Below are 19993 nucleotides of genomic sequence, written 5' to 3' on the forward strand. Positions count from 1 at the left end.
AAAGGGGTTTTTATTAAGTCCCCTTACCCCTCACCAACCCTCCAAAAATCCCTTATAGGGGAAATGTAGGGGCGGGTTTTAAACCCGCCCCTACTATTTTTCCTCAGTGCGAAAACGCGATCTCCGGGTAGACTTCTTCCGGGTCGAAGGCTTTGGGGTCCGCAATCTCCCACCCCTCGGGGGTGAGGTGCCGGAAAAAGCAGGACGCGTAGCCCAGTTCGCAGGCGCCGCCGGCAGGCCGCACCTTCAGGAGCAACTGGTTGCCCCCGCAGGACAGACGCACCTCCAGGACTTCCTGAAAATGCCCTGAGGCCTCCCCTTTAGCCACCACCTTGCGTTTGTGGGGGTGGTAATAATGGACCCGGCCTGTGGCGGCTATAAGCGAAAGCGCCTCTTGATTCATCTCTACCAGCATCAACACCCCGCCGCTCGCCGCGTCCTGGATGACCGCCGGCAGCCGTGTTTCGGCGGGCAGCGGCAGCCACTGGGGCAAGCTGGACCATAATTTCTGCACCCCTGTCCTCCTTTCTCACCGGGCTTAAGGCGCTCCGGACCCTCACAAGGGAAAAATCAATTTTCCCCCTCCCCTTTTTTAGCACGGGTCGGGCCGATCCAGGTTAAATATTTCCCCTAAGAACATTAAGGTAGAAAAAATCTTGACATATTTTGTGGGGAGATGGTATTTAGGCGTAAGGCAAAGTGAAATTGCGCACAAATAATGGTCCAAAATAGGGAGGAGGAAAAGATGGCGAGACTTGAGTATATTGAGTTTTATTACAGCACCAAGCATAAACCCGTAGATAAATATAAATGCGATAACGCCAATGTATTGAACCTGCTGAAGAGCTTGGAAGCCAAGGGGGTGGAAACCTCGGCCATCGATCTGGCGGACGTTGCCGATCCCTTCAAGCAGTATCACAAGGCCTCCAGCGGCCCCGCTTCCGATAAGCGCCCCGTTTTTGGCGAGGTTCGGGGTTCCGATTATAAAGAGTACTTCGGCAAGACCATCCCGGCCCTTTGCTGCTATGTCAAAAAGGGCGACAGGGCCCCGGTGGAAGTTTTTCCCCGTGGTGACAAAAAACTGGGGCGGGAATATCTCATTGAGGAATTCTTGGAAAATTATATCGGCGAGTTGGAAGGTCGGATCGAATCCCCCGAAGCCAACTAGCCTTACTCCCTTGTCAGGCCCCACCTTGACCGGTGGGGCTTTTTTTGTCTTGTCCCGCTATATAGTTAGATAATGCGCCTCGCGCATTATGAGAAGTTTAGTGTGGCGGGCCTCTGTGCCCGCCGTCCTTATTGGCACAGGCTTCTATCGGCTGCCTTTAACACCCGCCGAAGCCAGTTCCTTCAACACCTTGGCATACACCTCATAAGCGGGCCGCCCGAATAACACGAAGCGCACCCGCTCAATTTCCGGGTGTTGGGCCAGGTAGTCGGTCACGGCGGTGAGGGCTACTTTGGCCGCGTCGTCCATAGGATAGCCGTAAACGCCGGTGGAGATGGACGGAAAGGCCAGGGTTTTCAGGCCCTTTCCCGACGCCAGCCTTAGGCTCTCCCGGTAGCACGACGCCAAAAACTCCGGTTCCCGGTGCAAGCCGTCCTTGTAGACCGGGCCCACGGTATGAATCACGTATCTGGCCTTGAGGTTGCCGCCCGTGGTGAGCCTGGCCTCCCCCGTGGGGCAGCCCCCCAGCTGACGGGCCTCCGCCTCGATAGCCGGCCCTCCGGTGCGGTGGATGGCGCCGTCCACCCCACCGCCGGGAACCAGGCGGGAATTGGCGGCGTTAACGATGGCCTCCGTGTCCTGCTGCGTAATATCGCCTTCCACCAACTCCAGGACGGCTTGCCCGACCCTCACTTCCATGACTGACCTCCACACGGTGAGGGGAGGCAGGGGAATCACCTGCGACCCCCGACCTCCCCTCAAAATACTTGTTTCCGGGTTTTTATGCGGGGATAAGGCGGTATGGCGCCGCCCGTTTGGCCCATTCGCTGCCGGGAAATTTGGCCATCAAGGTTTCATAGGCTTGCCGCAAAGGTTTGGGGTCGTGGCTCGCCTTGTAGCGGGAGACCCCCATGAAAAAGACCGCCTCCGGCGCAGCCCCGCTGTCGGGGTATTCCCGTAAAACCTCCTCAAACATGCCCTGGGCTTCGGGATGTTGCTCGGCGTTGAAGTACCACTTGCCCTTGGCCACCATGAACGTGGGGATAAATTCCTCCGGCGGCAGAAAGCCCACCACCTGATGGGCCTCGTTGCCATCGGCATCCAGGACGAAAATGGCCGGAGTCCATTTAACCTTAAACTGCTCTACCAGGGCCGTGTTCGAGGTTTCGATCTGGACCGGCACAAAATTATAATCCACAAACTTGATCACCTTCTCGTTAGGGTACGTAACCGCACCCATCTGCTGACAGCCGATTCACTGGGGATTGAAAAAGTCCAGGAGAACGGGCTTTTTCGTCTGCCTGGCAATCTCCTTGGCTTTGGCCAGGTCATCCAGCCAACAGATATTCAGGGCCATGTTAATTCCTCCTTTCCGCATAAGGCTGATGCCCCCTGTTGCCAAAACATAATCATTCTAAGATCAATGGCAAGGGATAGGCGAGGGTTCAACGCTTGAGCTTTAAAAGCATCTTTGCAGCCATTGCACCTCGCATTTGCCATGATTATTTTATGTAAAAAACCAAGGGAGGCTCGCCATGGGAAAATGTTTTGTTAAGGAGACGGAAAGGCGAGAATTGGATTCTTATGATCTGATCACTGTCTTGGGTTTATTAAAAGAGTATGACTGGAAGGAGATCTGGCGTCGTTACAGCAGCGGCGCAGCCCCGCAGGGCAAGATCGATTTGATGCTCAGCACCGAAAGCTATTACCTGGAAATGACCCTGGAAAGTTTAACTTCCCTGGCCGTATCTCCCAAATATCAGGCCAGCCCCAACCTGATGCAGTCCCTGATTCGCCGCATCCTCTGCGGCCACCGCCACGGCCTCATCGTGGAGAAATTGCGGAGTTATGGGGTGCCCATCTCAGACGACACCCAATTGAACCTCTCCTGCTCGGTGGGGACCATCGGCGCCGACCTGGTGGTCAATCGCGTCGGCAACGCCCCGGAATACCGCTTCCGCAAGTTCGGCACCAGCAGGGTGGAGCAAGATGAGCAGCGTCCTCTGGATCATTACGACTTGGTTTCCATTCTCTATCTGGCCCAACAGAATCGCACCGAACAGGTGCTGAACCGCTACGTGCCCCAGGAAATCCTCAACGAAGGCGCTCCGGGCGAGCAGGTAGTGCGGTTCAACAGTGAAGCCGGATTGCACCGGGTGGATTTTTTCTTTCAGAAGATCCATAATGACGTCCCCCGGGGCGTCCCGGAACGGGGCAATGTCTCCTCCAGCACCATGCACCAGGTGGTGCGGCGGCTGTTCGCCGGTCACGCGCCTGAGCTTACGGCCAAGGAACTTACGGATAAGGGCATACTCATTACCACGGAGGAGGTCACCGGGGAATTCACCCTGGCCCGCATCCTCAACGACAACTTTATTGAGATGAATTTTAAGCGTTAAAGGAGGAAGTCATGGCCGTTGCCGCAAAACCAATCCCGGAAGGATACCATACCATTACCCCTTACCTGGTAGTGCAGAGCGTCGCTGACGCGATGGCCTTTTACCAGAAGGTCTTCGGCGCGACCGAACGGTACCGGCTCTCCGGCCCCGATGGCAAGTCCGTCATACATGGCGAGCTCCAAATCGGCGACTCGATTTTCATGTTGGGCGCTGAGGACCCTTCCTCGGAATGCAAATCGCCTCTAACTTTACATGGGTCTGCCGTTACGCTCTACCTCTACGTGGATGGTGTGGATGCCTTTTTTAACCGGGCCGTGGCAGCCGGTGCCAAGGCGGTGATGCCGGTTCAGGACATGTTTTGGGGCGACCGCGTGGGCACAGTTGAAGATCCTTTCGGGCACCGTTGGTCGGTCGCGACCCATACTGAGGACCTATCCCCGGAAGAAACCACCAGGCGTGCCGTGGAATTTTTCTCTTCAAAAGCCTGAAAAGTTCCCCTGAAGATTTTAGGCCGCGCAAAAGGCGGGTATCAACCCGCCTTTGCCCTTCGCTCGAAAACCTACTCCACAATGCTTACGGCGCAGCCCTTGGCGTTCTGCACCACTTTATTCGTTATACTCCCCAAGAGCAGGGCCTTGGCCATGCCCATGCCGCGGCGCCCCATGACGATGGTATCGAAATGTCCTTCCTCGGCTTCGCTCAGGATATCCTCGGCCACGTCATAATATTTAGGCTTGAACTTGTTGACCACCGCGTTCTTGGGGATTCCTGCCGTGGTTAAGTGATTATGAGCCTTTATTACCAGGCCCTGCCATTGCTTTTCCTGTTCTTTCTGCCAGCTACCCACCAGCCGCTGCCGGGATTCCTTCTCCTGGTCGCTCAGGATGTGACCGTCATCCCAGAACGCCGGTGGTAGACCCGACAGAACGTGTAAGAGGGTGACGTGCACCCCCGGGGTGCGGCCGAAGGTTTCGGCCACGTAGTCCACCGCGCGCCAGGCCCCCTCCGAACTATCCAGGGCAATTAACACCTTATGGGCCATGACTGCCTCCTTTTCCATAGATAAGGCACATTTTAAACATCTCCGGGAGTGGATGTCAACCGGTGGCACAGGCTTTCCAGCCTGTACTAAATCAGGCAGCCTTATGCCACATTATTACCGCAACCATTTCAAGAAATTAAACCGAAAACGGCAAACGGAATACCGAATTTTTACAAAATCCTTGCAATGTCTTGCCCCGGGCCATAAAATTCCCCCTGAGGAGTACGACCGATGGCCCTCCCTGAAGACACCTCGTCCCTGACGACAACCGGCCAGGTGGAGCGGCTGTTGGCCACCATCGAGTTCTCCAAGGCCTTGGTGAGCGCCTATGATATGGAGACGCTCCTCACCGCCATCCTAAACCGCATCAAAGCCATCATCCCTGCCCAAAACTGGTCTTTGCTGCTCATCGACCCCCAGACCCAAGAGCTCTACTTCGCCGTGGTGGTGGGGGTGGCCCCGGAGGCGGTGAAGGATATCCGCCTGAAGCCCGGGGAAGGCATCGCCGGCGCCGTGGCCCACACGGGCACGCCCATCTTCATCCCTGAAGTGGATCAGGACTCTCGTTTTTCCGCCCGGGTGGATACCACTACCGGCTTCGAAACCCGCTCCGTCATCGCCCTGCCTCTGCTGGTCCGGGGGGAAGTTATCGGGGTGTTTGAAGTAGTCAATGTGGAGGACGAAAGGTATTTCCGGGAAAAATATCTACCCCATCTGACCATCCTGGCGGACTATGTGGCCATCGCAGTGGACAACGTCCGCAACTTGCAAAAGCTCGAGGCCCGCACCTTTATCGATGAGGTGACGGGGTACTACAATTCCCGCTATCTCCTCCATGAACTGGACCGCCTCATTCCCCAACACCTGAACCGGAGTGACCCTTTCTCCCTGGTCTTTCTCGACCTGGACAACTTCAAGAAGGTAGTGGACACCTACGGACATCTCCGGGGCTCGAAAGTCCTGGGCCAGGTGGCCCGGGTGATCAACGGGGTGCTGGGGGGCGACGACAGCCTGGTGCGCTACGGCGGGGATGAATTCGTCATCCTCTTGCCTCATCGCTCCCAGACGGAAGCCTTGGAGATCATCCGCCGCCTGCGCCGCACCCTCAATGCCACCCCCTTGCTGCAAGATGAAGGGCTGGAAGTTAAGGTCACGGCCAGCTACGGCATCGCCACCGTGCCCGAGGATGCCCAAGACCGCGAGAAGTTGCTGCTCATTGCCGACCGGGCCATGTTTGGCAGTAAAGGCCGGGGCCGGGACCGCATCATGGTGGGCCAGGATCTGGTCCCGGTGGAGGATGGCTAAGGGTAATGCTGTTCACTTGTAGGGGTGGGGTCCTGGTTTCAAAAGTGCCACGGGCTGGGCGGGTGAGGGGGAAATAACCTCTTTTCCGCTCCGAATAATACCTCGGATCGGCAAAGGGGAGGTCACTTTTTCAGCAGGCGAGGCAGTCCGAAAAGCACGAAGGCCACGGGAATCAGGACCTTGAAGTCCGTCAGGCTCCCCATAATACCAGCCAGCCGGCCGCTGAGACCAGCCAAAAAATCCGCCAGGCTCTCGGACCAGGTCAGCTCCGTGGCCTCAGCCGCGTTGGCCTGGGTCAGAAATTCCGCCAGTTTGGTCTGGTCCAGTTCCGGAAAGAGGTCCGTCAGCGTCTCCGACAGGGTCAGCAATGACGCGGGCGCCACGATAGCCTGAGAGTCAAACAGCACCAGGACGCTCCCCGTCAGGGGTTGAGTCTCCACCGCCTGAATGCCCGGAACGGACTTAAGGCGCGTTTGGATGACCGTACCCAGGTCCGGGTTAGCCTTCAGCCCAGCGACCTTGAGCCTGACCCGCCCGGGTATGGCATGAACAATCTTGATGTCTCCGTCCGCCATGCTGCGTCAGCCTTTAGCTCTTATGAATGTCCGCGGCTGCTCCCCCGGCGACGTGCTCGGCCTTGGCTTCGGCATAGAGATCGCTAACTTGTTCGGCGGCTTCCGCGGTATATTCCGTTAACTTTTCCACCAGAGTGAATCCGCCTTTGATGGCAGCCTTGGCCAACGGCCGGATGACCGTGACCACCACTGGCAGCACCACCGGGACCGCCACCGCCACGCCGATGCCGATCAGAATGTTGGTGGGATTCATTTTCAGACTATCCCAAATTGCCACGCTGAACCTCCTTTATTTCAGCCCGTCAAGCTCCAACTGGCAGGGCGGCGGGTGTGCGCGCCCATCCAACCGGAATCCACCGGCCTCATAGACCAAGAACCTTAAAAACTTTCCTTACATTAATTAATCTCTTGAACCTGAACTGTCAATAGAATTATGTTGTTCAAACGGACCCTTGCTTCAAGCTTCCATCGATATCTTGAGCGGTAAGTATCCCACGATGCCTTTGGTGCTGTGGCCGGCCTCGGCTGCTTCCGGTCGGGTCGCCGTGCCGATGGAGCGATCAACCTTGCCGGAGTGGACCAGCGTAGTCACCCCGGACTGCGAGGCCCGGAAAGCAAAGCGTCTTATATGGTCCCTTAGGAGCGCCAATCTTTCCCGCACCCGCAAGTCAAAATAGAAGGGACTCTCCATGAACATGGCCACCAACTCTCGTTTCTTCAGGTGAAGCTTCATCTCCAGACTTTACCTCCAAAAGCGGCCGCCGGAACTTGACAGGAATTTTTCTCTAAGTCATTCGGATCAGACGATTTGTCATCGGCCGTCAGGTCAATCTGTCTAACGGCATTCCATCCCTCGACTGTAATCCGTATTCGACCTGCTCTCCGGGTTCTGATCCGAACAAGACTAAGCAGCCATCTACCGCAGCCTGGTCAGAGGGGGAATGCCTCGTGCGGCTGGACCTGGCCGGGTTGACCCGTTTGCGTTTCGCATTGCTGGCCAAGATAATGGTGGCGACCATAGCGGGCATGCATATAACCGCAACCCAACCAAGGAAGATCACCAACCATTCCTGTGGCATCATCCTGCTCCCTTACCTTACTCTTGCATTCTCCATAATCCGGTCTCGGGGGCACAAGAAATTGCCTGAAAATTTACAATAAATATATTTTTAATAGGTTTAATCTTTGTTAATTTATGATTATCGTCACCTGGGGGCCGCCCCTTGATCCTTTCTTGCATCAGCCCCTTGCATCGCCGGCCTCATTAGGCTAATTTACCCTTAAAGAATAGCTTCTCCTTCAAAGACGCATCCCATGTGGCTCTATATCCTGAAACGTCTGGGTCTGATGATCCCTCTCCTCCTGGGGATCACTCTGATATCCTTTATGGTTATCCATCTGGCGCCGGGGACCCCCACCGACATGCAGACCACCCTCAATCCCAAGGCCTCCCTTGAGGCCCAGAAGCGCCTGCGGGAGCTCTACGGTCTGGATAAGCCCCTCATGGTGCAGTACTGGGATTGGCTGTCCCGGCTGTCCCGCCTGGATTTCGGCCGCTCTTTTTCTCCGGACCGGCGGCCGGTATGGGACAAGATCAAGGAGCGCATCGGCATCACCTTGGGCCTCAACCTCATGAGCTTGATCATTATTCTGGCGGTGGCCATCCCCATCGGGGTGATCGCCGCCTACCTGGCCCACTCCTGGTTTGACAAGGGCACCACCCTCTTTGTCTTCTTCGGCTTTGCCATGCCTACGTTCTGGCTGGCCCTGCTCCTCATCATGTTTTTTGGGGTCTATCTGGATTGGCTGCCCATCTCGGGTCTCACCTCCCTCAACTTTGGTCAATTAACCCTTTGGGGCAAGATTCAGGACCTGGCTGCGCACGTTACCCTGCCGGTGTTGGTGGCGGCCTTCGGCGGCCTGGCCGGCATGTCCCGGTACATGCGGGGCAACATGCTGGAAGTCATCCGCCAGGACTACATCGTTACGGCCCGGGCCAAGGGGCTGCCGGAGCGGGTGGTGATCTTCAAACACGCCCTGCGCAACGCTCTGTTGCCGGTGATCACCATCCTGGGCTTAAGTGTGCCGGGGCTCATCGGCGGTAGCGTGATCTTCGAGTCCATCTTTGCCATCCCCGGCATGGGCCAGCTGTTCTACGGCGCAGTCATGGCCCGGGATTATCCCCTGGTAATGGGAGAACTGGTCATCGGTGCGGTGCTGACGCTTTTAGGCAACATGCTGGCAGACGTGGGCTATGCCCTCGTCGATCCACGCATTCGCACGGGGTGAGGTTGGACTTAAAGTCCCCCTTTGCAAAAGGGGGATTTAGGGGGATTTCAGCAGGTTATTGGATATCCCCCCTTATCCCTGCAAACGGGCTTTCGACAGTCCGTGGCTTCTTTTGCCGAAAACTGAAAACCAGCCCTTATGAGACAGAGAGAATTCTGGACCCACTTCAAGCGCAACCGCATGGCCATGACAGGCCTGGCCCTGGTCTTGGGGTTGTTTGTCGTGGCCATTTTTGCCCATTGGCTGGCGCCTTATGACCCCAATCACATTGACCTCAAGCAGGTGCTCATGCCTCCCAGCCAGGCCCACTTCCTGGGCACGGACACGTTAGGCCGGGACGTCCTCTCCCGCATCATCTACGGCTCCCGGATATCTCTGCTGGTGGGGTTCGTCGCGGTGGGCCTGGCCACCTTAATCGGCTTGGTGGTGGGGGCCTTGGCCGGGTATTACGGCGGCTGGGTGGATGCATCCCTCATGCGCCTGGTGGACCTGATGCTCTGCTTCCCATCCTTTTTCCTGATTCTGGCGGTGATTGCGGTGTTGGAGCCCAGTATCTGGAACATCATGGCGGTCATCGGGCTCACCGGTTGGATGGGGGTGGCGCGCCTGGTCCGGGCTGAATTCCTCTCTTTACGGGAACGGGAATTCATTACCGCAGCCCGGGCCCTGGGAGCCAGCGATGTCCGCCTGGCTTTGCGCCACATGTTGCCCAACGCCCTGGCGCCGGTGATGGTTTCCGCCACCTTGGGGGTGGCCGGGGCCATCCTCACCGAGAGTGCCCTGAGTTTTTTGGGCCTGGGAGTCCAACCCCCCGCGCCCAGTTGGGGCAACATCCTTACCGCCGGCAAAGATAATATCGAAATCGCCTGGTGGCTTTCCGTCTTTCCTGGGCTCGCCATCCTCATCACGGTGATGAGCTACAACCTCCTGGGGGAAGGTATTCGGGAGGCCATCGATCCACGCCTCAAAGGCTGACGACCCCCTACGGACGAGAGAGATCTGCCGGTTTTCCGCCCCTTCTTGGCCATTTCCGCCTATTTATCACCTTTTCCTCTGCCCTGCGACCTTGACAACTCAAGGTGGACTTCGCATGTTAATCAAAAGGCGGCGGATTTCGGATTGCGCTTTACCCAGTCACCTATTGGACCACGTCGCAGTCCAGGGAAATGGGTTACGCAGGTGGAGGTGAGCCCTCCTGGCCCAATCTTTTTCGGCCCGGTATTACCGGGAAGAGCATGGAGAAAGAAAAATAGCCACTTTATTTCCTGTTCTTCGTTCGAAAAAGTGAGGCAAGGAAATAATTCTTCCGGGCACCTCCCCAAAATCCTTTGACAATGAGGGAAGAATCTCTTAAGTTATGACTGTCGGGCGGCAAGTTTACTAATTCGCCACTAAGGGAGAGAGATATGAAGCGGACGTGGGTAAAAGTTGTTGCTTTAACACTGGCCCTGGCTATTTGCGGGGCGGGGACCGCATTGGCGGCTAAGAAAGCCGATCAACCTTTGGACGTTGGCAAAGCATTGTTGGATTCCTATGATCTGATCGAAAAGAAACAGTATAAGAAAGCAGATTTACTCCTGGACAAAATCCTCGTAGCAGATCCCGGCAATCCTCTGGCCTTGAATAACAAGGCTTCCGTCATGGTGGCGGAGAAAAAGTTTGACAAGGCCGACACTTACCTGAACCAGGCCCTGCCCAAGGCTAAGGGCTACATGGTCCAAGTAAACCGGGTGTGCTCCGTGGGAAACATCTGCCTGGCCTTCAAACCCGTTACCGGGGGTACCGGTAATCAGGATCTTGAGCCCTTAATCAAAATGAACATCGAAATGGTTAAAGGCTATATGACTTCTGGCCCCCTCCCGGGGAAGGGCCTGAGATAAGTAACGCCTGGCCGCCGCCCACAGGAGCTCCTGGGCCCCCTTACGGGGGCCTTTTTTTGTGCAGCCAAGGCCCTGGTTGGCGGAATTATCAGCGTTGCCGATTAATAAGCAAGGCTTTTATAGAGACACAGCGTGCCTCAACCCAGGCTGATCTGCTTTTATAGTAAGTGCAAAAAGGTTTTGCAAGAGGCTCATAAAGAATTGTTTCTAAAGTCCCCCTTTGAAAAAGGGGGGTTTGGGGGATTCAGTCCGGGAACTTTAAGTGACTGGATTATTTTTTATATTTGCCGGACATTTCCTATTTCTCTTTGCTCAAGACCTGGTCCTTAAGATAGCCCGCAAAAGCTTCGGCTTCCCGGGAACTTCTCAGATAAAGCCCCATATGCGCCTCGTCCTGGGGATAGTAACCCGGATAGCCCGTGGGCGCAGCGCCCCCGGGGCAGTGCACCAGAGCCGTCAGAAAGATGGCCGGAATAACTCTCCATTCCGGCTGGTCCGTAAGGGGTCCGGCCACCCGTTCCTCCACCGTGGCAATGACCCGGCGGGAGGCAGTGATGGCCAGGCGCCAGTCGGATACCCGGGGAATCAGAATATTGCCCTGGGAGTCCCCCGCGCCGCCATGCACGACGGTGACGTCCGGGGTCAGAGCCTGGACCACCACCAGATCTTGGCCGCTGAAGGGGTCGGGGATGACCCGGAAGCGAGGATTGACCTCAAGATACGCCGAGCCCAAAATACCCCGTACCGGCAGAAACGGCACGCCCATGCCCCCCGCCTGGAGAGCCCTCAACAGTGCCCCTCAGGGGTACTCCAGGCATTTAAGCCGGCCCTCCTGCACGGCAGCCCTAAAATGCGGGGCCATGCCATATTCCTCCAGCCCCACCTGGGCGAAATGCAGGCGATCAGCCACCTGTGCCCCCACGGCCAGGTCAACATTGAGACCCCCGGTGGGCACGGTGACCAGTTCCAGGCCGCGGCGGCCCTGGCGGATGAGCTCCCGGATCAGGGCCATGGGCGCGGCGTGGGTATGCCCCCCCAGGGCCATCAGGTCCCCGTCCTTGACCAGCGCGGCAGCCTCACTCAGACTAGTCCAGACAGGTGGCATCGTGGTTCCCCGGTATGGGATGGACCCCTAAACGAGCCAGCAGGTTAAGCAGGATTCGGGCTGTAGCCCCCCAGACCACTTCTTCGCCGTTCTGCCAATAGCAAACCCGGGTGGTGCGCCCCTGGAAGATATAAGGCCCCGAACTCCAGCGCTCCGGAGGGTAGAAGTCCGCCACCGGTAGGGTCAGCAGGCGCTTAACTTCCCGGGGGCTGGGCTTAAAGTCGTACGGATGAGGAATGAGGCCTACAAAGGGGGTGATATGGTAGCCGGTGATGGTGGCCACCCCGGCAAGCCAGCCCAGGACTTCCACCGTCCCGGGAGCGAGGCCGATCTCCTCAAAAGTTTCCCTCAGGGCCGTGGCCAACAGGGTTGAGTCCTCCGGGTCCTTAACCCCCCCGGGAAATGCGATCTGCCCCCGGTGGTCCTTCACCATCAAGGTCCGCTGGGTGAACAGCACCCGCAGTTCTTCTTCCTGCACAAACAAGGGCACCAGCACTCCGGCAGGCACTAAGCCCGGCTCCGGGGCCGGTGGCGCCAAATCCAGGGGCAAATGGTCTCTAAGGCGGGACAGGGCTGTCGGCGGCATAGTTCTTTTTTACCATGGACCAGAGTCCAAGGCAACCGACCGGGCCAAGCTCGGAAAGCGCCGTTCCGGCGATGCAGCAAACGCGGGGAAACGTTTGCAATGGCTTCGATTGACAAGCTAAACTGGGGACCTTATGTTGATTATAAGTCGGTCATGAATTCTTGCGACTGCAATGGCAGCCGGTACCTTAACCATGGAAAATTGCTTAAAGGGAGACATCTTACATGAAAGTGCAGGAATATATGCTCAAGGCGTTGAAAGACGCGGTCCAGATGGAGGTTGAAGGCCGCCAGTTCTATCTGGAGGCGGCCAAGAAGGTGAAAAGCGCCGGAGTCCGTGAGATCATGGAGTACCTGGCGGAATCGGAAAAATACCATATCGAGAAATTCAACGAGATCTACCGCAGCCTTGAGAAAGACCCGGGCTGGACCGAAACCATGGCAAACTTTGCCCCACCCCATCACGAGCCCTATGTCTGCGTCATGGCCATGACCAAAGATGAGCAGGGCGTGGGCGGCCAAGACGACCTTCAGGCCCTGAAGACCGGCATCAAGATGGAGGAGTGTTCCATCGACTATTACACCAAGCTGGCCAAGGAAACCAACAACCCCCTGGCTCGGCGCTTTTTCATGAGTATCGCCCACGAAGAAAGGGGCCACTATATGACCCTGATGGATATGCACAACTATCTGACCCTGCCTGAAGACTGGTTCTACGTCCATCAGATGAGCAACGTGGACGGGGCTTAATGAAAAACCGTTTTTAATTTTTGGTTAAGAACCATGGAGCCTGATAGGTCAAACCGAGAAACGAAAAACGAATAACGAAAATCGAGATTATGGAACTAACCGTCATCGGGTCCGGCACCGGGGTGCCCTCTCTGCGCCGGGGGTCGCCGTGCCTGGCGGTGAAGGCCGGCTGTCTGCTGCTGGTCCTGGATCTGGGCGCCGGCTCCTTGAGGGCCCTCTTGCGTAACGGCTTTAATTTCTCCGCTATCGACGTTCTGGCCCTGACTCATCTCCATCCCGATCATGTGGGGGACTTGGTCCCCTTTTTGTTCGCGACCCGTTACTCCCTGGGCTATACCCGCACGGAGCCCTTCCGGCTCCTGGCCGCCCGGGGCTTTGCCCGGTTTCACGGCCTCCTGAAAGAAGCCTTTGCCGGTTGGGTGGAGCCGCCCCAAGGCCTCATGGACTTAAAAGAGCTCGCCCCCGATGCCCCAGACTCGGTGCATGACCGGGACGTGGTCATCAAAAGCGCGCCCACGAATCACACCGCCGGCAGCCTGGCCTACCGGGTGGAGGCCCAGGGCCGGTCCCTGGTCTATTCCGGGGATACGGACGTCAGCGACTTCCTGGTGGATTTGGCCAAAAACGCCGACCTCTTAGTACTGGAGGCCGCCAATCCCTTTAAGGTCCAGGGCCATCTCACCCCCGCCGAAGCCGGCCGCCTGGCGGCCCAAGCTGGGGCAAGGCGTCTGCTCCTGACCCACTTCTATCCGCCCTGCGATGAGGTGGATGTGGTGGCGGACGCGGCAAGAGAGTTTCCCGGCGAGGTCCTCCGGGCCGAAGACGGCCTGAGGCTCACCGTCTGAGGTAGGCCGGTAAGCCCCGACCTCAAGCAATCCGCGGTGGGGCGGGCCTCCGTGCCCGCCATCATGAATAGAGTGTATGGCGACAGATTGTGAACCTGATATGACCCCCCATTCTGGAGGAATTTTATGAAAATTGCTCATCCTGCTCAACTCAAGCTTGGAATTCTCGTGGCCCTGGTGCTTTGTGCCCTTTGTCTGGTGGCTTGCGGTTCCCGGATCAACCAGGCCGACTTTGAAAAGATTCAAACCGGCATGACCATGGCCCAGGTGACCGCTATTCTGGGAGAGCCCACGGAATCCTCCAGCGTGGACGTGGCCGTGTTTTCCGGCACCGTGTCCACGTGGAAAGCCGGCGACGTCACCATCACCGTCCAGTTCGTCAACGGCAAGGTGGTGGCTAAACAACTATCCAAGTCTGACCAAAAGTAGTTACCCCGGCCGGGCTGCGAGTCTGCTCTTTTTCAATCTATTAATCAGAGCATGAAAGAAGTCCCCTCCTTTTCTCCCTCCCCCCTGATGGGTTTTGGTAAGGGAGGCGCCCAAGTTGAGCTTGGGCGGAAAATGGCGTTCCCGAGCTTTCGCTGGGGAACGAGGGCCAAAAGTTTTCATGGCTTAAAATCACCCTAAACTGCCCAAAAAATCGCTGAAAATGGCCGGGCGCGGGCCGGTTTTGAGGGCAAGTCCGGCACATGTGCCGGGACATTGCCGAGGTACCCTCGCCATATACCCGGTCTAAACCCGCGTGCAAGCGCGTTCCGGTCGAGGCGGTGCCAGGGTTGTCACGCGCTTGTCCCGCGCTGGTCCCGGGGTAAATATTCGGCTTTCGCAAAACTTAGCCAGTAATATCAACGGATTAATGGGGCGCCGGCATCCTTGTGCCGGGACGCGGTACAGGGGGGACGGCTGGAGCCTCCCCATTTTTCTCAGGTTGGAAAACCGTGATCCGCTTTTATCCCGGCAAGGCATGGAGACAGCATAAACTCTGGGGTGCGAGGCATCCAACAATGATAAGAAAGATGACAGGCTTTTCAAGCTGGCAGGATCAGGGTTGCGCGCCACTACCCTATAGCGTTTGCCATAAATTTATGCCGCTGGCTGATTTTTAAATCCCCCTAAATCCCCCTTTTTCAAAGGGGGACTTTATAAGTAATTCCTTATAGTTTACCCCTTTACCAAAGGGGGTTAGGGCAGTAGTGTCCGGCAGGGTTTTTGCTAAAGACAGATGCCGATGCAAATTCTTAAGCTATTTATTGCGCAATGCCTTAGGATTTGCAGATATTTGCCCTCTCCCCCAATGGGGGAGAGGGCAGGGTGAGGGGGAAGTGAATCGCAGACGAAGCCACCCCTCACCCTAACCCTCTCCCCTCGAAGGGGAGAGGGGATTTTGGTGGCACAGGCTTTTCAGCCTGGGCTGGCTTCTAAGGCCTGCGAATACCATTTTTGGCATTCCCGATATGGAGCGGTTTCTGCAAAATGCTTGCCGGACACTACTGGGGTTAGGGGGGATTTGGGGTGTTAAAGTATTTCCTATTACGGAAAAAACTTTTGAGCCTCTTGCAAATATCTCCCTGCCTGTCATTCTGAGGGAGCGAAGCGACCGAAGAATCTCATAAGTGGTTGAAAATACGAGATCCTTCGCTTCGCTCAGGATGACAAAACGGCTTTTTGCAAGAACCTCTTTTGGCAAACGCTATACCCTGATCAAATGCCATTCTGCCCTGAAAAGTTCTTCAGGCAGCGCCGTAGCCGTAGGGCGGCAAAGCGAAGCGCATCCCGCCTAACGATCTTTATCATGATTTATGGGTGATACCAAGTTGCGTCCATAGAAGTAAAAATAGCTTCGGTTTTGTAGGATCGTACCTGCATGTGCGGCCACCATGAGGGCGGACACATAGGTCCGCCCCTACAAAAACAAAATTACCTGTATGAGCGCAACTTGGTATGAGCCTAAAACTCATGTTCAACTGCTTGATCGTTATTGTCGAGGCGGGGTTTCCCCGCCCTTGAGCGTTCAGGCTGCCAATCAGAAGCTTGGGGCAGCTTGAGCCGCAAACCGCCCTTGTCCCCGCCACTCCCTAAGATTGATCGCACCCCTTTTGATCTCAAGATAGTGCATGCGCTCAGAGGTCCAGGCCCCGGCATTGGCAAAGACCTTGCCGTCCTCCATCATATGCAGGCCGTGACGGTGCGAATGGGCCAGGATGACAATATCGAAGCCTTTGCGGAAGAGATCCGAGGCCGCTGTCAAGTTGCGCGGCACATCAAAGTGAGGGCTTTCGGAACCGTGGGCTTTTTTATTGACGCCATAAAGCCACCATTCGAGATGAAAGAAAAGATGAAAGAACTGGGGCGAAATTTTCAGCAACTTTCCCAGGATCGTGGCGATCTGTTGGTGAAGTCTCGGGAAACGCTGGAAGCGGCGGTCATAACGATGTCCATGTTCTATGTGGATGCGCCGATCGCCGGAAACGACGTCTAAAAACGGCAGGGCCGCGCCCAGACAGGATTTGGCCAGGTGAGTTTCCCAATGCAGGTCATGATTGCCATGCACATAATAGACTTTATTGGTGCCCTGCGAGAGGAATTCTTTGATGCTTTTGAAAGCTGATTGAAGATCAACCGCTAATTTGGCAGCCGAAGATTGAAGAGAATCAAAGCCATCCCCATTTATGCACAGACTTGCCCCTTTTCTGCCAATATATTTCAAAAAGGAACGTAAATAGTCTTTTTTGTTAAAGGCGGGGTTACCGAGATGCAGGTCAGAGATGACACAGAGATGATCTTCGTTAATATAAATAGCACATTCCTTTATAGGTCGTTTAAGAAAGCTCAGACCGGTATTTTAATGGACAGGCAAGGAGGTCAGCCCAGACGACTGCAACCTGAGGAACTAAGATAAATTATAGCCGCAATATTATCAAGTCTTTTACGGCGATTTCAGACGATATCGGGAATATCCTTTAAATCAAATGTGTTATAAATTTTAATGAATTCCTCTGCTTCCTCTTTTTTCTTTGACTTAGTGCTTTACAAGAAAATATACTAAAAACGTCAGCCTACTGAGGCTCTTGCAAAAGTCTCCTTAACTGTCATTCTGAGGGAGCAAAACGACCGAAGAATCTCAAAAGTAGAGGAAAATACGAGATCCTTCGCTGCGCTCAGGATGACAAAAAGGTTTTTTGCAAGAGGCTCTACTGTTTGAGCATACTGAGTTTCGCCGCCCGTTCCCGCACCGCCTGAATTATTTGGGGCATAGTCGAACACGTACCCTGCTTGATGAGAAAACCGGGAATCGCCCCGCCTGGATCGGTAATGAGCCGGTAAATCGCCTTGGTTTGGTTGACGCCATACGGCTCCAGAATCCATTCGCCGGAATTTTCCTTCAGGTTGCCGATCACCAGCGCCCAGGAAGTCCGATAGTAATGTTCGGCCCCCCGGGTCTCGTCATTCACTCCCTTGGTGATGTACCAGCGGTTGCTGCACGGAAAGGGGAAATCCAGGTTGCTGTAATGAAACACGGTATATTTCCCGCCGGGAACGCGATAGTTGGCTGGGTTGGCGGGGGTACGGGGGAGTAATTTTTCCACCTCTTCGGCTCGGGTGGGATTCATTTTCACGATCTCGGGGACCTTCTCCGGCGCCACCGCCATACTGGCCTGGGTCCTGGGCATGAAAAACTTAAAACTATTCAGGTCGGTAATGATCTGCCACACAATCTCGGGAGGGGCGTTGATAATCGCGGTCATCTCGGCGCTTTTGAGGCTGGAGTCCGGTTTATCTTGGGCAGCAACTATGATCTCGCCTTTGTCTAATCTACTGCGAATTTCTTCCCCCGGCCCCGCCTGAGCGGCAAACCCCAGGGCCAGAATAATCGCCGCCACCCAAAGAAGCAGTGCGGCCCTCAACCAACCCCCAGCCCAGGATGTTAACCATGATCTCATAGCGCCTCGCCCTTTCGCCATCAGCCTAAATGTTGAAGCGAATCTCGATGATATCCCCTTCATGAATAATATAATCACGGTCCACCAGCTTGACCAGCCCTTTGCTCCGGGCCTCCTGCATGTTGAAAACCTGCAGGAAGTCGTCGTAATTGACGATATCGGCCTTGATGAACCCCCGGGCCAGGTCCGAGTGAATCTTGCCGGCGCAGGTCACGATGTCCGAATCCCGCTGCACCGGCCAGGCATGCACTTCTTTCTTATCGGCAGTATAGAAGAAAATGATTCCGGATTTTTTCAGGACCTGGGTGATGGCGTCGTTGAGCTCCGGCGCCTCCGCCACGATGAGAGTGGGCTTTAAACTCAAGGGGGCCAGGGTCCGAAGCAGACTCAATTCCGCCTCGGTGAAATCCCCGTCGCACAACGGCACTTCCTGCTCCAGATAATCCAGGCACTTCTTTAGAACCTCTTTTTCCGCCTCATCCACGGTCCGGTCCCGGCGAGCCTCCAGTTTTTCCATGTCCAGGATCAACAGGTCCCAAAGCCGCTCCCGGGCTACCAGGAAGCCGTCGCAGTGGCTGAAGTCATCGTTGGTGAATTCGACGTAAAACGGCGTGATTTTCTTGGGGGATAATTTCTGGTCCAGGGTAATAACGCGTTCATCCTGATACTTCACTTTGCCCTCGGGCAGGTCAAATCCAATGCTGCATATTTTCACTGACTTTTACCTCACATGCGCTGATGTATACTCATTGCCAAAAGAGCCTCTTGCAAAAATGCCGGACATGATGTAGTCGCAGGCTTTAGCCTATATGAGCACAGGCTGGAAAGCCTGTGCTACCGGCAAACTCATAAACGCCCAAATAAGATATTGACCGAAAAGAGACTTTTGCAAGAGGCTCAAAAGTTTTTTCTTATTAACCCCTCACCCTACCCTCTCCCACAGGGGAGAGGAGAATTAGAGGAAAAAACTTTTGGCAAACGCTATAGCCAATTTCTGCTGATTGGGGCCTCACAGAAAACCGGCAAGGCCTCGTGGACCCTGCCGGCATCTGGTGTTTTTTGGTCCAGCTCTCGATGGAATCGGTAGCTTACCGGTAGCCGCCGCCGCGTCCGCCGCCGCCGCGACCGCCACCACCACCGTAGCCGCCGCCACCGCCGCCGCGCCCGCCGCCACCACCACCGGCGCCGCCGCGGGCCTGAGGCCTGGCTTCATTCACTGCCAGCACCCGGCCCTCGACCTGACGGCCGTTCAGCATGGAGATGGCCTTTTGCCCCTCCAGCTTGGTCTCCATCTCTACGAAACCGAAGCCCCGGGGTTGACCGGTCTGCCGGTCAGTGATGATTTTAGCTGAAGCTACGTGGCCGGCCTCGGTGAAAAGCTCCTTGAGCTCGGTTTCAGTCATTTCCATAGGCAGATTGCCCACATATAATTTGATCACTGTCTACTCCTTAAGCGGCGACGCGATACCCCTGCCCCGATGGTGTCGCCCGACCCGATCTGGAGGAGAATTTGGTTATTCCTCAATAGTACCCTCTTCCTGCGCCTGGGGTTCTTCTGGAACTTCTTCTGAGGTGACCCGATTTTGGCGCTTTTTTAGCTTCTCATCGCTTTTCTGCTTCCGGGCGATTTCTTTGGCTCGTTTTTCCCAGCCATATCGGTTGCGGGCCACGGCTCACTCCTTGGGGTCGAGATGGCGGAACTCCGGGACCCAAGGGCCACCGGAGTTCCCAACCTCACGTGGTTACCAGTTAGAGCTTGGTGACGTTTTGCGCCTGCGGGCCTTTCTGGCCCTGGACCACCTCAAACTCGACTTCCTGGTCCTCTGCCAGGGTCCGGAAGCCTTCGCTCTGGATCGCGCTGTGGTGCACAAAGACATCGGGGCCGTTCTCTCGGGAAATAAAACCAAATCCCTTAGAATCGTTAAACCACTTAACTCTTCCTCTTTCCTTCATGAATGAGGAACCTCCTAAAATTTGTGACACTTATCCCGCCCCACGAGCAGGACCGCGAGAGCAGCCAGGCAAAAAAAAACGGGAAGGTATTTAGCATACCCTTCCGATCTTTGGCCAGGGCCCGCAGCCCTGCCTTCAGTCTGACATGCTATCTAC

The 19993-nt window shown here is 55.8% G+C and carries 24 protein-coding genes and 1 pseudogene; 10 read left to right on the top strand and 15 right to left on the bottom strand.

The window, feature by feature from the left end; all coding sequences use genetic code 11:
* Positions 1-103: 103 nt before the first annotated feature.
* Positions 104-514 (bottom strand): phosphoribosyl-AMP cyclohydrolase, encoded by a 411-nt coding sequence (locus WC600_10390; GenBank protein ID MFA4903144.1) that lies wholly within the window; start codon positions 512-514, stop codon positions 104-106.
* Positions 515-745: 231 nt separating this feature from the next.
* Here WC600_10390 and WC600_10395 point away from each other — a divergent pair, with 231 nt between their 5' ends.
* Positions 746-1168, top strand: a complete 423-nt coding sequence (locus WC600_10395; GenBank protein MFA4903145.1) for a hypothetical protein — start codon at positions 746-748, stop codon at positions 1166-1168.
* Positions 1169-1312: 144 nt separating this feature from the next.
* On the opposite strand, the gene WC600_10400 is transcribed toward WC600_10395, so the two are convergent.
* Together WC600_10400 and WC600_10405 are read right to left on the bottom strand one after the other, a co-directional pair.
* The gene (locus WC600_10400; protein MFA4903146.1) at positions 1313-1867 is read right to left on the bottom strand and encodes an O-acetyl-ADP-ribose deacetylase; all 555 of its coding nucleotides are present in this window, start codon (positions 1865-1867) and stop codon (positions 1313-1315) included.
* Positions 1868-1949: 82 nt separating this feature from the next.
* A complete protein-coding gene (locus WC600_10405; protein ID MFA4903147.1) occupies positions 1950-2408 on the bottom strand; it encodes a thioredoxin fold domain-containing protein in 459 nt (152 codons plus the stop codon).
* Positions 2409-2703: 295 nt separating this feature from the next.
* On the opposite strand from WC600_10405, the gene WC600_10410 reads away from it, so the two are divergent.
* Positions 2704-3567, top strand: a complete 864-nt coding sequence (locus tag WC600_10410; protein MFA4903148.1) for a hypothetical protein — start codon at positions 2704-2706, stop codon at positions 3565-3567.
* 11 nt (positions 3568-3578) lie between these two features.
* Positions 3579-4055, top strand: a complete 477-nt coding sequence (locus tag WC600_10415; protein ID MFA4903149.1) for a VOC family protein — start codon at positions 3579-3581, stop codon at positions 4053-4055.
* Positions 4056-4126: 71 nt separating this feature from the next.
* On the opposite strand, the gene WC600_10420 is transcribed toward WC600_10415, so the two are convergent.
* Positions 4127-4609, bottom strand: a complete 483-nt coding sequence (locus WC600_10420) for a universal stress protein (GenBank protein ID MFA4903150.1) — start codon at positions 4607-4609, stop codon at positions 4127-4129.
* A 231-nt stretch (positions 4610-4840) separates the two neighbouring features.
* On the opposite strand from WC600_10420, the gene WC600_10425 reads away from it, so the two are divergent.
* Complete coding sequence (locus WC600_10425) at positions 4841-5914, top strand: sensor domain-containing diguanylate cyclase (protein ID MFA4903151.1); 1074 nt, start codon at positions 4841-4843, stop codon at positions 5912-5914.
* A 122-nt stretch (positions 5915-6036) separates the two neighbouring features.
* Here the strand turns inward: WC600_10425 and WC600_10430 are convergent, their stop codons facing one another.
* The 3 genes from WC600_10430 to WC600_10440 form a co-directional block, all read right to left on the bottom strand.
* Positions 6037-6489 (bottom strand): HMA2 domain-containing protein, encoded by a 453-nt coding sequence (locus WC600_10430; protein ID MFA4903152.1) that lies wholly within the window; start codon positions 6487-6489, stop codon positions 6037-6039.
* A 13-nt stretch (positions 6490-6502) separates the two neighbouring features.
* Entirely contained in the window at positions 6503-6766 is a 264-nt protein-coding gene (locus WC600_10435; protein ID MFA4903153.1) for a DUF5132 domain-containing protein, read from the bottom strand.
* 180 nt (positions 6767-6946) lie between these two features.
* Complete coding sequence (locus WC600_10440) at positions 6947-7222, bottom strand: hypothetical protein (protein MFA4903154.1); 276 nt, start codon at positions 7220-7222, stop codon at positions 6947-6949.
* Positions 7223-7803: 581 nt separating this feature from the next.
* Here WC600_10440 and WC600_10445 point away from each other — a divergent pair.
* The 3 genes from WC600_10445 to WC600_10455 all read left to right on the top strand — a co-directional run bounded on the left by WC600_10445 (position 7804) and on the right by WC600_10455 (position 10658).
* Complete coding sequence (locus tag WC600_10445; GenBank protein ID MFA4903155.1) at positions 7804-8778, top strand: ABC transporter permease; 975 nt, start codon at positions 7804-7806, stop codon at positions 8776-8778.
* A gap of 138 nt (positions 8779-8916) precedes the next feature.
* Positions 8917-9753 carry an oligopeptide ABC transporter permease gene (opp4C, locus tag WC600_10450; GenBank protein MFA4903156.1) on the top strand — a complete coding sequence of 279 codons (837 nt, stop codon included), beginning with the start codon at positions 8917-8919 and terminating at the stop codon, positions 9751-9753.
* Positions 9754-10184: 431 nt separating this feature from the next.
* Entirely contained in the window at positions 10185-10658 is a 474-nt protein-coding gene (locus WC600_10455) for a hypothetical protein (GenBank protein MFA4903157.1), read from the top strand.
* Positions 10659-10956: 298 nt separating this feature from the next.
* Here WC600_10455 and WC600_10460 read toward each other — a convergent pair.
* Both WC600_10460 and WC600_10465 read right to left on the bottom strand, forming a co-directional pair.
* Positions 10957-11763, bottom strand: a pseudogene (locus WC600_10460) (CoA-transferase).
* Entirely contained in the window at positions 11744-12349 is a 606-nt protein-coding gene (locus WC600_10465; GenBank protein ID MFA4903158.1) for a CoA pyrophosphatase, read from the bottom strand. The pseudogene WC600_10460 and the gene WC600_10465 overlap by 20 nt, the downstream one beginning before the upstream one ends.
* 224 nt (positions 12350-12573) lie before the next feature.
* Here WC600_10465 and WC600_10470 point away from each other — a divergent pair, with 224 nt between their 5' ends.
* From WC600_10470 to bamE, 3 genes are all read left to right on the top strand, one after another.
* Entirely contained in the window at positions 12574-13098 is a 525-nt protein-coding gene (locus WC600_10470; GenBank protein ID MFA4903159.1) for a ferritin family protein, read from the top strand.
* An 89-nt stretch (positions 13099-13187) separates the two neighbouring features.
* The gene (locus WC600_10475) at positions 13188-13943 is read left to right on the top strand and encodes an MBL fold metallo-hydrolase (protein ID MFA4903160.1); all 756 of its coding nucleotides are present in this window, start codon (positions 13188-13190) and stop codon (positions 13941-13943) included.
* Between the two features lie 126 nt (positions 13944-14069).
* Positions 14070-14372, top strand: a complete 303-nt coding sequence (bamE, locus tag WC600_10480) for an outer membrane protein assembly factor BamE (protein MFA4903161.1) — start codon at positions 14070-14072, stop codon at positions 14370-14372.
* Between the two features lie 1594 nt (positions 14373-15966).
* Here bamE and WC600_10485 read toward each other — a convergent pair.
* The 6 genes from WC600_10485 to WC600_10510 form a co-directional block, all read right to left on the bottom strand.
* Positions 15967-16776: a metallophosphoesterase gene (locus tag WC600_10485; protein ID MFA4903162.1), complete on the bottom strand. Its 810-nt coding sequence runs from the start codon at positions 16774-16776 to the stop codon at positions 15967-15969.
* A 358-nt stretch (positions 16777-17134) separates the two neighbouring features.
* Positions 17135-17884: an SRPBCC family protein gene (locus tag WC600_10490; GenBank protein ID MFA4903163.1), complete on the bottom strand. Its 750-nt coding sequence runs from the start codon at positions 17882-17884 to the stop codon at positions 17135-17137.
* 25 nt (positions 17885-17909) lie between these two features.
* Positions 17910-18599: a DUF933 domain-containing protein gene (locus WC600_10495; GenBank protein MFA4903164.1), complete on the bottom strand. Its 690-nt coding sequence runs from the start codon at positions 18597-18599 to the stop codon at positions 17910-17912.
* Positions 18600-18972: 373 nt separating this feature from the next.
* Positions 18973-19323: an RNA-binding protein gene (locus WC600_10500; protein MFA4903165.1), complete on the bottom strand. Its 351-nt coding sequence runs from the start codon at positions 19321-19323 to the stop codon at positions 18973-18975.
* A gap of 75 nt (positions 19324-19398) precedes the next feature.
* Positions 19399-19554: a hypothetical protein gene (locus tag WC600_10505; GenBank protein MFA4903166.1), complete on the bottom strand. Its 156-nt coding sequence runs from the start codon at positions 19552-19554 to the stop codon at positions 19399-19401.
* Between the two features lie 79 nt (positions 19555-19633).
* Positions 19634-19837 (bottom strand): cold-shock protein, encoded by a 204-nt coding sequence (locus WC600_10510; GenBank protein ID MFA4903167.1) that lies wholly within the window; start codon positions 19835-19837, stop codon positions 19634-19636.
* Between the last annotated feature and the right edge of the window lie 156 nt (positions 19838-19993).

The organism is Desulfobaccales bacterium (genome assembly GCA_041648175.1).
Classification (GTDB): Bacteria; Desulfobacterota; Desulfobaccia; order Desulfobaccales; family 0-14-0-80-60-11; genus 0-14-0-80-60-11.

What these genes read in the sequence shown, in the direction of transcription:
- WC600_10395 (MFA4903145.1), top strand. Translation starts at nt 746, where the DNA reads ATGGCGAGACTTGAGTATATTGAGTTTTATTACAGCACCAAGCATAAA.
- WC600_10400 (MFA4903146.1), bottom strand. Translation starts at nt 1,867, where the DNA reads ATGGAAGTGAGGGTCGGGCAAGCCGTCCTGGAGTTGGTGGAAGGCGAT.
- WC600_10405 (MFA4903147.1), bottom strand. Translation starts at nt 2,408, where the DNA reads ATGGGTGCGGTTACGTACCCTAACGAGAAGGTGATCAAGTTTGTGGAT.
- WC600_10410 (MFA4903148.1), top strand. Translation starts at nt 2,704, where the DNA reads ATGGGAAAATGTTTTGTTAAGGAGACGGAAAGGCGAGAATTGGATTCT.
- WC600_10415 (MFA4903149.1), top strand. Translation starts at nt 3,579, where the DNA reads ATGGCCGTTGCCGCAAAACCAATCCCGGAAGGATACCATACCATTACC.
- WC600_10420 (MFA4903150.1), bottom strand. Translation starts at nt 4,609, where the DNA reads ATGGCCCATAAGGTGTTAATTGCCCTGGATAGTTCGGAGGGGGCCTGG.
- WC600_10425 (MFA4903151.1), top strand. Translation starts at nt 4,841, where the DNA reads ATGGCCCTCCCTGAAGACACCTCGTCCCTGACGACAACCGGCCAGGTG.
- WC600_10430 (MFA4903152.1), bottom strand. Translation starts at nt 6,489, where the DNA reads ATGGCGGACGGAGACATCAAGATTGTTCATGCCATACCCGGGCGGGTC.
- WC600_10440 (MFA4903154.1), bottom strand. Translation starts at nt 7,222, where the DNA reads ATGAAGCTTCACCTGAAGAAACGAGAGTTGGTGGCCATGTTCATGGAG.
- WC600_10445 (MFA4903155.1), top strand. Translation starts at nt 7,804, where the DNA reads ATGTGGCTCTATATCCTGAAACGTCTGGGTCTGATGATCCCTCTCCTC.
- opp4C (MFA4903156.1), top strand. Translation starts at nt 8,917, where the DNA reads ATGAGACAGAGAGAATTCTGGACCCACTTCAAGCGCAACCGCATGGCC.
- WC600_10455 (MFA4903157.1), top strand. Translation starts at nt 10,185, where the DNA reads ATGAAGCGGACGTGGGTAAAAGTTGTTGCTTTAACACTGGCCCTGGCT.
- WC600_10465 (MFA4903158.1), bottom strand. Translation starts at nt 12,349, where the DNA reads ATGCCGCCGACAGCCCTGTCCCGCCTTAGAGACCATTTGCCCCTGGAT.
- WC600_10470 (MFA4903159.1), top strand. Translation starts at nt 12,574, where the DNA reads ATGAAAGTGCAGGAATATATGCTCAAGGCGTTGAAAGACGCGGTCCAG.
- WC600_10475 (MFA4903160.1), top strand. Translation starts at nt 13,188, where the DNA reads ATGGAACTAACCGTCATCGGGTCCGGCACCGGGGTGCCCTCTCTGCGC.
- bamE (MFA4903161.1), top strand. Translation starts at nt 14,070, where the DNA reads ATGAAAATTGCTCATCCTGCTCAACTCAAGCTTGGAATTCTCGTGGCC.
- WC600_10490 (MFA4903163.1), bottom strand. Translation starts at nt 17,884, where the DNA reads ATGAGATCATGGTTAACATCCTGGGCTGGGGGTTGGTTGAGGGCCGCA.
- WC600_10510 (MFA4903167.1), bottom strand. Translation starts at nt 19,837, where the DNA reads ATGAAGGAAAGAGGAAGAGTTAAGTGGTTTAACGATTCTAAGGGATTT.